Origin of the sequence: Arenibacter nanhaiticus, assembly GCF_900141935.1 — a bacterium.
In the GTDB taxonomy this organism is placed as follows: domain Bacteria; phylum Bacteroidota; class Bacteroidia; order Flavobacteriales; family Flavobacteriaceae; genus Arenibacter; species Arenibacter nanhaiticus.
This window is the reverse complement of the sequence record NZ_FQYX01000011.1, coordinates 1-13,525: the sequence shown is the minus strand read 5'-3', so window position 1 is coordinate 13,525 and position 13,525 is coordinate 1. Positions and strand designations below refer to the sequence as shown.

Sequence of the window (13,525 nt, the reverse complement as noted above, 5' to 3'; positions counted from 1 at the left end):
TATATTTAGAATGTTACATTAACACCTAAGGTGAAGGTTTTCATTTGCGGGTAAATCGTATTGCTACGTACTTCTGGATCAAGGTATTTCACAGCGGACCAGGTGGCTAAGTTTTGAGCAGCTGCATATATTCGAAATCCTTTGATAAGATTAGACTGAGCAAATGCTGTTGTTTTAAAATCATATCCTAATTCTATATTTTTTAAACGGAGGTATGACGCATCACGCAACCAAAAGGTTGATATTTCACGATTAATAGGACTACCGCCATAATATAAACGAGGAAATTCTGCACTTAAATTTTCTGGTGTCCACGAGTTACCGATATGGTGGTCAAAAAGTGTTCCTCCACGCCCTTCTAAATAAGGCTGTGCTAGAAAGCCGTTATAAATTAGATTGGTCATGCCTGCCCCTTGGAAGAACAGTCCTAAATCGAAGCCTTTATATTCCCCTTGGAGATTTAAACCAAAGATCAACTCCGGATAGTCGGTTCTACCTATAGCCACTCTATCCTCTGCATTAATTATTCCGTCTCCATTTTGGTCCTTATATCTAATATCCCCTGCTTTTGCCTGACCAAACTGCATTTGAGGGGTATTATCGGCCTCTTCGTTTGTTTTATAAAGGCCTATTGCCTGGTAACCAAAATACTGACCCATCGGATGACCTGTCCTTCTTTGCCTTGGGTTGTTTTTCTGACCTTCAGGTTCCAATAAATCAATAATTTTATTTCTCGCCCAAGTAAGGTTTCCAGCAATAGAATAGTTTAAGTCAGCAAAATTATTGCGGTGGGTAATATTTAGATCAATACCTCGGTTATCAACAACACCTACATTCGCAGCAGGCACTTTATAACCTAGAATATTAGGTATATCTGTTCGAGCAAGTAAAATGTCACGGGTAACTTTATAAAAGTAATCGGCCTCAAGTGTTAGCTTGTTTCTGAATAAAGCGGCATCGATACCCACGTTGAACATTTCAGATGTTTCCCAGGTAATGTTGGGGTCTGCAAAGCGTGTTTCAGTATATCCCATGGCAATATTTGGTGTTTGCCCACCGAATACGGCATTGTTGCCCACTCCATAAGCCGACATATAACTAAAACGCCCTATATTATCAGCACCTGCTAACCCCCAAGAGCTTCTTAACTTTAGATTGTTTAAAACATTGTCAATAGATTGCATAAATGGCTCTGAAGAAAGTCTCCATGCAACGGATACCGATGGAAAGAAGCCATAACGTCGATTTTTTGGAAACTTCTCGGAACCATCAATCCGACCATTAGTCTCAACCATATACTTCTCCTTATAGTTATAGGTTAAACGGAAAACCGTACCAATTTTTCCGCTTTCGGTGGCAGAACCACTATTATCTTTATCCTTTTCGGGTCCTGCAAAAAGTTGCGGAATTGTTGAAAACAGATATTTATAACGAGCGGCCCAAAAATTATTGGACTTATCCTCCGAAGCAGTATATAGGAATAAGGCTCCAATGTGATGATCTTCCGCAATACGTTTATTATAATTTACTTGGAGTTCGGCTGAATAAGACTGACTATTGCCGAAAGACTCTGTTAAATCAGAACCTTCTCGATTAGGGCTACTACCATCATATTGCTCTAAGGTTTTGTTCCAAATGTAATAATTAATAGGTGTCTCCCATTTCTTTTGATAGCTGAAGCCTTTATCAAAAGCAAAAACTCCCTTAACATTCAACCCTTCTACATTAGGAATAGATAGATCTACAATAAAGTTAGTATTGATGGAAGTTTTCTTATTATTAACATACCCTCCTTCAGTAATTAATCCGATAGGGTTATGTCCTAAAGACACCTTCCCCAGCTTACCATCTGGAAAACGCCCAGGATCGGTTTGTGGATTGCGATACATATTATGAAAAATGAAGTTTGTGGAGGAAGGAATTGTATTTCGATCTTCTTGACGCAACGCAATATTGCCTGATAATTTCAACAAATTATCTACAAGATTAGCATCTATATTAGCCCTTACATTATATCGTTTAAACCCTGTAGAAGGTGTATTTGTTCGAACATCACCATATAAAGCATCTTGATTGCTATATCCTAACCCTAAAAAGTACTGTACTTTTTCATTTCCACCACTCGCATTAAGACCATGTTGTTCCTGCCACGCGCGAGGTAGGAGTACTTCTTTTTGCCAATTTGTATTGGGGAAACCGTAAGGGTCAGAACCGTCTTTAAATTTCTGTAACTCTTCCTGTGAATAAATACCATATTGGCCTGGTTCATTTCCTAAATCCATTTCTTTATTCCGCCATGCATCGTTCATATAACGTGCATGATCATAGGAAGATGCTATTTTTGGAAGGCGAGTTGGTTCTCCAAAACCACCTTTAAAATTATAACTGACTTGATTACTTCCAGCTTTTCCTCGTTTTGTTTTTATCAAGATTACCCCATTTGCTCCTCGTGCCCCATATGGTGCTACGGCTGAAGCATCTTTTAAAATTGTCATGGACTCTATTTCGTCTGAAGTAAGTTGTCCCATACTTCGTCCAACAATGCCATCTACAACGATCAAAGGATCAGAAGAGTTAGGTGAACTAGAACCACGAATCATAATCTTAGGATTTTCATAACCGGCTTCGCCTCCTTGTTGTTGAATTAAAACCCCGCTTACTCGGCCTCCTAGTGTAGATGTTATGTTCGTGGAGGATGAGGATTTAATGTCATCCATTTTCATTACAGAGGCAGCGGCCGTCATTGTTTGTTTTTTCTGCACTCCATAACCTACAACAATCACTTCGTCGAGTGCCGCTGTTTCCGTTTCCATTACTATATCGATTTTGTTTCGATTGTCTACTTTAACTTGTTGGGAGGTGAAACCAATAAAACTTATTTCAAGGAAAGCATTGTTAGGGACCTCAATGGAATAGTTCCCATCAAAATCCGTCATAACTCCATTATAGGTTCCCTTTTCCAAGATATTGGCTCCTGGTATGGGCAGACCAGTATCGGCTTCAGTTACCGTTCCGGTTACCGTAATGGACTGTTGTATATTTATAGGAACGTCGTCCATAGTTAAGGATGGGTTCTCTTTTCTCGAAAGAAATATCTGGTTACCGAAAATCCTAAACGTGGTCTCGGTATTTCTGAATACCCTCTCTAAAACAGTATGGATATTCTCTTTGTAAGCTTTTATCTGCACCTTTCTATCCAAGTTCACATCGTTTATTTTATAGGCGAATAGGAAATCGGTCTGGTGTTCTAAAATTCCAATTAGTCGGGAAATTTTCACCCCGTCTAGGTCCAATGTCACGTTTTTTTGTGAATAAGAGGGGTTGGCCTGTATGCCAAAAAAGTTAATGATGAGCAACAGTATTGTTAGCTTCATTTTTAAGTCAAGTTTAAACAAGCGATATCTTGTTATACAATAGAATAGATTTTTCATACTTTTGAAGTAGTGATGTTAATTGATACTAGATTTTTAATTGACCACAATTATTGGTGGGGGATGCTACAACATTCCCCATCTTTTATGGTTTTTCTCATTTTCTTTTCATTTCACTTAAGTTTTTTGGTTAATAATTATTGTTCTCTGGTTTTCTTTGGTAAATTCTAATCCATAGGTCTCCTTAAAATAATTCAATATTCTATCCAGAGGTTCATCGGCAAATTTTGCGTTGAACTTTTCCTTGGCAAGATTTTTATCTTCATTGATTATTTTTACATTATAATGTCGCTCCATTTTTTTTAGGATGTCCTCAAAAGTAATTTCCACAAAGGCCAATCCGCCCTGCATCCAAGAAGTATAGATTTCAGTGTCAACTTCGCTTATATGTAAGCTGTTGTTATTTAGTTCCAAACTGGCAAGCTGACCAGGCTCAAGGATCGCACCATTTTGTAGATTTTGGCCAGTTTTCAGCTTTACCGAACCTTCCACTAAAACTACATTGGTTATGGAATCTTCACCATAGGCTGTAACATTAAATTCAGTGCCCAAAACTCCAATTTGAATATTCTTTGTGGTAAGCACAAAAGGGCGCTCTTTATCCTCGGTTACTTTAAAAAAAGCCTCTCCTGTTAAAGTAACTTCTCTTTTGCCCGTTTTGGGAAAATTCACGGGATATTTTAAAGAGGACCCAGCATTAAGAAAAACATGGCTTCCATCTGATAATTGTACTTCAAAACGCTTTCCGTACGGGATGCGAATCGTATTGTAGTTTACTTTTTCGGTTAAGGCTTCGGCCTTCTTATACACTAATTTATTTCCTTTTTTTCCTCCAATTATATTTCCTTTTTTATCCAATAAATCAAGATTTCCTTGCTCGGATAATTCCTGTAACTTTCCATCATCAGTTTCTAATAAAATATATTCCTTTACAACAATAGCTTTGTAGTTTTCCTGGGAATCGTTATAAAAACGTTCTATAAACGATCGGAAATAAATTATGCTCACCATTAATCCGATCAGTACAGCGGCCACTGCAGTATAACTAAGAAGATTCTTGTTTTTATATAGTTCCCTTTTAGTTTTGTTCTCTAATATTTCGGCCTTTGAAAGGATTTGGTCCTGTATTCTATGATAGGTGTTTTTGTCCATTTTAGGGATTATGTCCAAATTTTCTAAAACCTCCTCTACTTGTAAAAATTCAGCTGTTAGCTCTTCTTTTTTAAAGTATGCCACTAATTCTGCTACTTCTTCAGGGGAGCATTTGTTCTGTACAAACTTGTTTAATAAGTGTTTTATGCGTTGCCCTTGTTTCATTGGTAGAATAGATTTTCGTTACATATAATACAGTTGAAACAGGAACGACTACTATGTCTATCAGAATTATTTTTTGTTTTTTTTATGAAAAAGGCAAAAGGAAAGCGGAAAAAAAGAGGGAAAGATAATGTTTATGGAGTATGGCAAAGGAATATAAAAATTCGAAAAATATTTGAGAAACAAGTTTTTATCTCGTTTTTTCTACAAGCTTTTAGTATTCGGAGCGCTTTAAAAGGGAAATTTAAATGGCTTCTAATATCTGGCACATTCAATTAAGAATGCTAAAATAAAAACGATATCTCCGTTAGTGGAAAGAAATTCCTTTATGGTGGTTAGAGCCTTGTTTATTTGGTATTTTACGGTATTTACCGAAATATCTAGATCACGGGCAATTTCCTCATAACTTTTACCGTCGTTCCTGGACATCAGGAAAACAAGCTTGCACCTGGGAGGTAATTTTTCAATGGCATGATTTTTTAGTTGCTCATAATCGTCTTCCACAAATTTGTTGATGGCTGTATTATACTGTACTTGGCTTTTATAGAAAATGGCTTCCCTTAGTTGTTTATTATTTGCGCTTTTGACGAGGAGATTAAAAGCCAAATTCCTGGCAATAGTAAAAATATAAGCTTTTAGAGACAGGGAAGGATCTAATTTTTCACGGTTTAACCAAACTTTTAGAAATACGTCCTGTACGATTTCTTCTGCTTGTGGTTTGGACTTTAAAATGGCAAGACTATAGGCATAAATACTTGGTTGATACCTCTCAAAGAGCTCTTGAAATGCCCTTTTATCCCCCTTTTTAAGTTTTAATACGAGTAACTCTTTTAAATTATCCTCATTATTAGTCATTGTCCTATTCCTTATTGAAAAATTCGCCAAATTTCATAGAATTCCGGTTTTTTTTTATTTTATGCGTCGATTTAAATAATGTGCGAAATTTACAAATTATATTAGGAACTTAATTGTTAAGTTTTTTGAAGCATGAGAGAAATAGTGCTTAATTATATAAGAAGTATCCGGCTAGTCCATAGACCAGGGCTGAATATTTTGTTAAACAAAGTGTCTAAAAATAACAGTTAAGAACTAATCTTAACTAAAGAATCTTCTATGAAATTTTCCTTTTTCAGAAATAAAAGTACCTACCTAATGTTTGCTGTAACATTATATCACATTGTATCATGTTCAAATAACGATGAAACCAAAAATCCGATAAATGATAATTATCTTAGAATTCCAGATATACATTTTGAAACAAAATTAATTGAACAAGGCATAGATTCAGATGGTATCGTAAACCAACAAATCTTGAAGTCAGATGCTGAGGCAGTAAGCAAATTGAATTTAAACCTTGCTGCCAATCTTGGTGAAATACGTGATTTGACAGGAATCGAGGGATTTGTAAACATAACATTTTTGTCTGCCGAAGGACAACAAATTAAAGATATTGATTTAAGCTTTAACACTACGTTAGATACTTTATTTCTTAATGGAAATCACCTAACCGTTATTGATATTAGCAACAACCCTAATCTGATAGTATTGGAAGTCCAAGCAAATGAACTTAGTTCAATTAAAGGGCTATCAACATCGAAAAATTTGAAAAAGGTAAATCTATCCTTTAATAACTTTGAAGAAATTAGCATTAACAATGAATCTATTGAAGAGTTACTCGTTAGTCATAACCTATTAAAATATATTAACACTGATGATGCTTTAAACCTAAAAAACGTGCTATTAATACATAATCAACTTACCACAGTAGATTTTAGCGCTAATACATTGTTAGAGACCTTACTGATTTCTAGCAATAAGCTTCAAAGTATTAATCTTGAAAAAAATACTAGTTTAACACATCTATATAGTTCTAGCAATCTTCTTACTAGTCTCGACGTAAGCAACAATCACGAATTAATAGATTTGAGGGTGGATAGAAATCCAGATCTATCCTGTATTAAAATACTAAGTAGCCAGGAAATTCCAACCGTATCAATTTCCGATTATCAAGAATTAAATACAATTTGTAATTAAGCACAGTGGAAGAGTAGATGGAACTAGGAACCATAGCTATGACATTAGGAATGGTCAAAAAAGCAAGAAGTATTCTTTTGAAGGAAGAAGGATATCGGTTCGTTTTGTTCCAAGAGCAGGGATTCAAAAAACACAGATGAGCATATTCTCTATCCCTCGCCTCAGGCATCGTCAAATTGTTGTATTTTCCTTCTAAAGAATTTATTATCTACCTACCAATAGTATAATATTGAAACAACTATTAATAAATAACTGTTCCGTATTATTGCTGTAATTTAAAGTAATAATATCTCAGGGGACCGAATTCCGCTACAGGTACTACAGAAGCTCTACAATCATTCCGATATTAAGACTACCATAGAATATCAGCAGAATTTCATCAACAAAGACTTGGACGAGGCTCTGGATTTGGTTATAGGGGCTTGAAGTAAGAGTTCCATACGTTTGGGTTTTTCATAAATCGGTGAAGCTTGCCCAATAATTAGAAGGCATATATTGCTAATCCCATTGAAGTTTTTGAAATTCTTCTCTCATAGCGGGTCTGTTCTTGTATTGTTGAAGTAACGATTCTTTCAACTCTTTGGCAGATAACACTCCACCCTTAACACCTGCCATCTTATCTAAATATCGTACTAGCGCTTTATATTCGTTCCTACCGGTTTTTTTTGCTTCAATTTCGATGGCTGATTTATAACAGCCCAATAATTCTACCGAAAATTCAGGTTCTAGTAGATGGGTATATTCCATGATCATGTAAATATTGTTTGAATCCCCGACAAGTTGGAGCAGCTCGATGGTCATTTGTTCCTCTATTAAAATTTGGGCCATATCGTTCGGTGGTATCCCCTGATAATAGCGCTGTTGGCGGTTTTTCAACTCTGTAATCAAGCGATTTCGTTCAAATTTCCAGCCGCCATAGGGGAAAGTCTGCTTAAAGCATCTGTAATACGCTATCTCTGAGGTGTTCTCTATAAACAGTTCTCTAGCAAGGTTACGATATTGGATATCATCTCCCTGGTATTTATACACTTCAAGCAATTGCACTTTCCAATCATGAATCGTACCCGACTCATTTTCTTGACCTGCAATTTCAACACCTTTAAGAATTAACTCTTTGGCCTGATTATAATCATTCTCAGCCAGAGCATTATCTACACGGATTTGGCGGAATTTACTATAATTTAAATACTCGTCAATTATAGCATCAGCTTCTTTGGTTTCTCCTTCGGATTGCAAGAGGTTTATCTTTTGCAATAAATATTCCTGTAAATAATACTTTTTACTCCAACCTTCCGAATTGTTCAGTTCGTTGATTTTAAGATCAAGAAACTGATGGGCCTTATCCTGTAGGTTCAATACTATGGCAGTTTCAAAAAATAGCGCTTCTAAATGATCTTCTAGACCGTAATCCTTATAATCTGAGTTCTGTACTTGTTTATGTAGCCATTCAAAAATATGATCCTGTAAGGTTTTTGAATCGGTTGTATTCAGGATATTTCCAATCATTTCAAAAGATTCCGCTATGGCAACGCCGCATTGACCCAAGGAATCGTCCATGTATTGAATGGCTTTGACACCTTCCATGGCGATGGCAGCTACAATAGAAAATGCTTCGTTAAAATTTCCTTTCCCATAATAATCCTCGGCTAGGGTAAGATAATGATCGACATCCCGCATGGCCTTGTGACTATGGCGATAATCAATATACCCCCCATATTCATAATCCTCAAAAATCCCATTGACCTGGTTTTGGTAGTACCCAATAGTTTCGCGATGGTCTATAGTTTCAGGCTTTGAAAAGGTTGAAACGAGGTGCCGTCTGAAAGCTTCATTTTGACTTCCATAGTCACGCAAAAAGCTCCTTAATTCATCCGCATTGGTAGTTTCTATTAAGTGTTCCCAATTAATTTGTGGATCTGGTCGTTGATGCTCTATATCGGTGATGGTTTGTGTTTCTATTATTGCGATGGCAACTGCGGCAACATGTTTACAAATGACACCGTCATAAGGGCAATCACAATAGTAACTACGAACACTACCTACACCATCAGCTTCAATTTCTACATCATAATTTCCGTAGTTACCTGAAACCTCGGCACACCAAATCCCCTTACTTTTCTCATATAATTTTAAAACATGGTCATTTTCGAAGTACTCTTGGCCCCGGCCAAATATTATACTGGGTATTTTGTTAATAAACTCATCCATTTAACAACAACTATCTTTCTTAACAAATATAGCTATGTCCGTTGAATTATTGTAAACCTATTAATGGATGCCTAATCGTGATCATCCATCGTAGAATATCTTTGTAACCCGTATTAACCTCAATAGAAACTTGCGACAAATTGCCCTTAGAACTAATATTACCAAAAAACTCACTATGAACCTTGCCCGTCATTCGTTTGGCAATATCTCCAGGGACTGAATTCCGCCACAGGTACTTCAGAAGCTCCATAATCTTTCCGATATTAAAACCATCATTGAATAACAGCAGAATTTCATCAATAAAGACTTGGACGACGCTCTGGATATGGTAATCGGTCTTTAGTCCATTGAAGCAGTACTATAGATTGCGTTTAAATAGGATATCCAGCTAATATTTTAACTATGTTCTTTCATTTTAAAATAATTGAGTACCTTTGTTCATTATTTATACATGTTCACGTTATCGTGAACGTAAGAATTAAATGAACAATGAACAATCAAGGAATTGTGCAATACGCATTGGCCAACCTTAAGAAAACAGGTGAAATCGAAGCCAAATGGCTTGATAACGCCCCAGATAAAGTCTTAGATGGTACGATAGCCCTAACACTGAGCGACCGCACTATCAAGCTTAATATAGAAATTAAAAAAGAGCTGAGAAATATCCATCTGCCCAAATTAGAGGCATTCGCCAAGGAATATTATCCTTTTATGATTGTTGCACAAAGCATATTCCCCAAAATAAAACAAGAGCTCCGTAACAGGAACATCGCCTATCTTGAGGCTAACGGTAATATTTACCTAAACCAAAAAGAAACCTTTCTTTGGCTGGATGCCAACGAACCGATCACAATAAAACAAAAAATTACCAACAGGGCATTTACCAAAACTGGCCTAAAGGTTGTTTACCAATTCTTATTGGACGATACTTGGGTCAACAACACCTATCGTGAAATAGCGGAACGAACGGATACAGGAATCGGCAACATCACAAACATCTTTAACGGCCTAAAGGATGAAGGGTTTCTGCTTCCACTTACGAAGGATACGTATATAATGGAGAACAAAAAAAAGTTGCTCGAAAAATGGATTATGGCCTATGAAAAAAAGTTAAAACCAAATCTGGCCATTGGAACATTTCGATTTGTTGATAATGATACTTTTTTTAATTGGAAGGACCTTAAATTAAAACAGGGTCAAACGTTCTGGGGAGGCGAACCCGCTGGGGATATTTATACCAACTACTTACGTCCTGAGGAATTGACACTCTACACCACTGAACCAAGAAACGAACTAATGAAGAATTATAGACTTGTTCCCGATGAAGGCGGCAATATCAAGATCTATGAAAAATTCTGGAAAGTCGATATTGAAGGTACCAACGCCGTTCATCCGTTGCTCGCTTACGCCGATCTAATGATGCAAGGAGATAGAAGATGTACCGAAACCGCTCAAAAAATATATAATGAGTACCTACAGAATAAATTTTAAACAACTCCACCAACGTCCGGATTTCTCTGAGATGCTGGCTGCCTTGGAGCGCGCTTTTCAAAAACATCAAGTCGATTTTTATCTAGTAGGTGCAGTCGCCCGTGATCTATGGATGACGGCCATCCACCAAATTCCACCTAGTAGGATAACTAGGGATATCGATTTTGCGATCTTCATAGAAGACAAGGGAGTTTTTGAAAACCTAAAACAATATCTTGTTGAAATAGAACACTTTCAGCCTTCAAAAGAGAATGATTTCGTACTGCTGTGGCAGGGAAGAATGCAGATTGACCTACTTCCTTTCGGAAGCATTGTAGATAAAAATGTAAAGGTGAATTTTGAAGGCACAGGACTAACCAGTTTGAATATGCCCGGCTTCAAGGAAATCTATGATAGCGGACTGCCCGAAGTAGAATTGGAAGGGGAACATCGATTTAAGTTCTGCTCTTTGCCTGGAATAATTATCCTAAAGCTCATTGCATGGGAAGACCGTCCTGAAATCAGAAGAGATGACCTAAAGGATATCCTTAGTATCCTATCCCACTTTTTTAACATGTACACCGACCAGATTTATGAGCATCATTCAGACCTATTTGGCTACGATGATTTTGGACTTAATCTAATCGCCGCCCGTGTGATGGGTCGTGAAATGAAAAAAATAGCGATCAGGAACCAGAAGCTCCACGATAGGCTCTCCAATCTTCTAGCAAAAAATACGATGGATATCAATACAAGTCAAATGGCAAAGATTATGGCGAATTTGGCCGACATTACTATTGAAGAGAGTCTTAGACCATTATTGGAAATGCGACTCGGTTTTCAAGGCGATTAATAATTTGGTTTTCCACCCCACCCAAAATCTTACCATAACTTAACTACTCGTTTATCCTGCGGAGTTTTTTTAGCGGTTCCGACAGTTAAGCCTAGTTTGCTGGCCATACAGGCGTTAAAATGATTGCAATTATATCCATTTTATAATTACATTTTCTCAACAAAGAACTGTCATATCATTGTCAAATAACGTCAAACATAACGAAATAAAATTTCTAGTATTAGCTTCATCCTATTAGAACCGTATCATTTAAAAATATTGCACGTTGCGGATATTAGACCATTAGGAGGTCTCCAATACAGCCATTAACCTATGGTTGAGATATAATTTTTCTTTACCAACTTTTTCTGATCTTAAAAACCCAGCTTCCTCTAAGGCTATTAAATAGTTACCAACCGTTTTGGGTGTTCCCAATTGAGCGTCAATTAAATATTGTCTTTTTGTATATGGCAACCTAAATAATATCTCTACAAGCTCTTTTGTATAAACATTTGGCAAGGCTTCCTTTATTTCTGTGCTCATTAATTGCATTAAATCGGTTACATCCTTTAAACGCTGTAATCCCTTTTTAGCGGTATATTCTACCATTTCAAGCATATATAATATCCACGATTCCCATGCATTATTCTCGGTAACCTCTCGTAGTTTATTGTAATAATCAGCTTTATTTTTTATAATATACTCGCTTAAATATATAGCCGGGGTATCCAGCAATTTCTCAAGCTTTAGGTAGAGTAACAATAAAATACGTCCTGTTCTACCATTTCCATCAATAAAGGGGTGAATTGCTTCGAATTGATAATGCATTAAAGCCATTTTAATTAATGGATCTATTTCATCATCACCATTCATAAAGGTTTCTAGATTTGCTAATTTTTCTCTTATCACATTTTCACCTTCAGGGGGTGTGTAGATAGTTTCTCCAGTAGCATTTTTTAATGCTGTTCCTGGTGTTGTCCTAATACCTGCGGTATTTTTTTTTATACTTTGAACAATTTGAATACACAAATTGGTACTTATAAAAGGTCGTTTTTCTATGTCTCGAAGGCCATTCCAAAGTGCTTCTTTATAGCTTATCACCTCTTTTGTTGCAGGTTTTTCAAACTTCTTATCTGAAACTATAGATTTATACAGATCATCGTTAGTAGTAATAATATTCTCTATTTCGGAACTTGCTTTTGCTTCTTGTAAATGTATGGTGTCTAAAAATAGGGTTGGGTTCGGTAAATTGGTTAGCATACCCTTGAGTTGAGCTAATGCCCTACTAGCATCGATGGTCTTACGTAACACCTTAGTAGTTTCTAAGGTTACTTTTGGTGGCAACAAAGGTAGACTATTGTATGGTGTATTTTTATTAAATTCTGTCATATTGTACAAGGGTAACAATTACTCATGTTAGATTAACGAGGGTAAATATAGTTAAAAATTACCCTTGTTTACGCTGTGAGAGTAAATTTTACTCTTGTTCATTAGTTATATTAATCTATGTTCATATACTTAATTACCACCTTTATGGCTCCATATACCCAATTGCAATTCATAAAGAAAGCCAATTCCCTTTGTATTTGGAATAATCCGTAAACTCGTCCTTAAACCCGTTATAGGCTTCTTCTGGACTTGCAACAAAAAACTGGACAATTAGTTGAATGACTAAGCTGCTAATTCTAGGTTATACATATCTATTTCAAATTCTTTAATTGTTCTATTCCCTAAAAAGGAATGTCTTCTTTTATTATTGTACCATGTCTCTATCCATTGATAGATAGACAGTTCGGCCTCTGATCTTAATTTATAACTGTGCCTATAACCCCCCTCTACCTTTAAGGATTTAAAAAAAGGACTCTGCCACGGCATTGTCCTAACAATTCCCCTTACGGCTCATGGATTGTCTTACCAGACCATTATAGCTTTTACCGGATCAAGCACAAAAGTTGTGTGTGAATTGAAATAGGAGTTCGATATTTGCAGAAAAACGAACAGCATTGGAATTATCTATCGACCTATTAAAGCTTATACTGCCTGAACTATTAATAACCCACTTTAATCTTGTCTCCCATAAAACAGAAGATGGTACCCTTCATTTATATTTTGAAGAAAAGAAGGATACCCCTAAAGAGGAAAAACATCGCATTTTAATAGGTCATGGCTTTCATAAGGAGATCGTCGTCCAGGATTTCCCATTACGAGGAAAATCAGTCTTTCTCCACATTAAGCG

The 13,525-nt window shown here is 36.4% G+C and carries 9 protein-coding genes and 1 pseudogene; 4 read left to right on the top strand and 6 right to left on the bottom strand.

Annotated elements, in window-relative coordinates; translation table 11 throughout:
• Positions 1 to 5: 5 nt before the first annotated feature.
• The 3 genes from BUA16_RS08475 to BUA16_RS08460 form a co-directional block, all read right to left on the bottom strand.
• Positions 6 to 3,374 (bottom strand): TonB-dependent receptor, encoded by a 3,369-nt coding sequence (locus BUA16_RS08475; protein WP_072764323.1) that lies wholly within the window; start codon positions 3,372 to 3,374, stop codon positions 6 to 8.
• A gap of 174 nt (positions 3,375 to 3,548) precedes the next feature.
• Entirely contained in the window at positions 3,549 to 4,748 is a 1,200-nt protein-coding gene (locus BUA16_RS08470) for a FecR family protein (RefSeq protein ID WP_072764322.1), read from the bottom strand.
• Between the two features lie 252 nt (positions 4,749 to 5,000).
• Complete coding sequence (locus tag BUA16_RS08460; RefSeq protein WP_072764320.1) at positions 5,001 to 5,600, bottom strand: RNA polymerase sigma-70 factor; 600 nt, start codon at positions 5,598 to 5,600, stop codon at positions 5,001 to 5,003.
• A gap of 297 nt (positions 5,601 to 5,897) precedes the next feature.
• Here BUA16_RS08460 and BUA16_RS08455 point away from each other — a divergent pair, with 297 nt between their 5' ends.
• Entirely contained in the window at positions 5,898 to 6,779 is an 882-nt protein-coding gene (locus tag BUA16_RS08455) for a leucine-rich repeat domain-containing protein (protein ID WP_072764405.1), read from the top strand.
• A 498-nt stretch (positions 6,780 to 7,277) separates the two neighbouring features.
• On the opposite strand, the gene BUA16_RS08450 is transcribed toward BUA16_RS08455, so the two are convergent.
• A complete protein-coding gene (locus tag BUA16_RS08450; RefSeq protein ID WP_072764319.1) occupies positions 7,278 to 8,987 on the bottom strand; it encodes an SWIM zinc finger family protein in 1,710 nt (569 codons plus the stop codon).
• A gap of 489 nt (positions 8,988 to 9,476) precedes the next feature.
• On the opposite strand from BUA16_RS08450, the gene BUA16_RS08440 reads away from it, so the two are divergent.
• Together BUA16_RS08440 and BUA16_RS08435 are read left to right on the top strand one after the other, a co-directional pair.
• Positions 9,477 to 10,478, top strand: a complete 1,002-nt coding sequence (locus BUA16_RS08440; RefSeq protein WP_072764317.1) for a type IV toxin-antitoxin system AbiEi family antitoxin — start codon at positions 9,477 to 9,479, stop codon at positions 10,476 to 10,478.
• A complete protein-coding gene (locus tag BUA16_RS08435) occupies positions 10,453 to 11,310 on the top strand; it encodes a hypothetical protein (protein WP_072764316.1) in 858 nt (285 codons plus the stop codon). The genes BUA16_RS08440 and BUA16_RS08435 overlap by 26 nt, the downstream gene beginning before the upstream one ends.
• A 282-nt stretch (positions 11,311 to 11,592) precedes the next feature.
• Here the strand turns inward: BUA16_RS08435 and BUA16_RS08430 are convergent, their stop codons facing one another.
• Both BUA16_RS08430 and BUA16_RS18230 read right to left on the bottom strand, forming a co-directional pair.
• Positions 11,593 to 12,678 carry a Fic family protein gene (locus tag BUA16_RS08430; protein WP_072764315.1) on the bottom strand — a complete coding sequence of 362 codons (1,086 nt, stop codon included), beginning with the start codon at positions 12,676 to 12,678 and terminating at the stop codon, positions 11,593 to 11,595.
• A 282-nt stretch (positions 12,679 to 12,960) separates the two neighbouring features.
• A pseudogene (locus BUA16_RS18230) lies at positions 12,961 to 13,222 on the bottom strand (integrase core domain-containing protein); the annotation flags it as partial.
• A 70-nt stretch (positions 13,223 to 13,292) separates the two neighbouring features.
• Here BUA16_RS18230 and BUA16_RS18830 point away from each other — a divergent pair.
• The coding region (locus BUA16_RS18830; protein ID WP_072764314.1) for an ISAon1 family transposase N-terminal region protein at positions 13,293 to 13,525 on the top strand (233 nt) is incomplete at its 3' end.

Excerpts from the sequence above, each read along its gene's own strand:
- BUA16_RS08475 (WP_072764323.1), bottom strand. The coding sequence starts at position 3,374 with ATGAAGCTAACAATACTGTTGCTCATCATTAACTTTTTTGGCATACAG.
- BUA16_RS08470 (WP_072764322.1), bottom strand. The coding sequence starts at position 4,748 with ATGAAACAAGGGCAACGCATAAAACACTTATTAAACAAGTTTGTACAG.
- BUA16_RS08460 (WP_072764320.1), bottom strand. The coding sequence starts at position 5,600 with ATGACTAATAATGAGGATAATTTAAAAGAGTTACTCGTATTAAAACTT.
- BUA16_RS08455 (WP_072764405.1), top strand. The coding sequence starts at position 5,898 with ATGTTTGCTGTAACATTATATCACATTGTATCATGTTCAAATAACGAT.
- BUA16_RS08450 (WP_072764319.1), bottom strand. The coding sequence starts at position 8,987 with ATGGATGAGTTTATTAACAAAATACCCAGTATAATATTTGGCCGGGGC.
- BUA16_RS08440 (WP_072764317.1), top strand. The coding sequence starts at position 9,477 with ATGAACAATCAAGGAATTGTGCAATACGCATTGGCCAACCTTAAGAAA.
- BUA16_RS08435 (WP_072764316.1), top strand. The coding sequence starts at position 10,453 with ATGAGTACCTACAGAATAAATTTTAAACAACTCCACCAACGTCCGGAT.
- BUA16_RS08430 (WP_072764315.1), bottom strand. The coding sequence starts at position 12,678 with ATGACAGAATTTAATAAAAATACACCATACAATAGTCTACCTTTGTTG.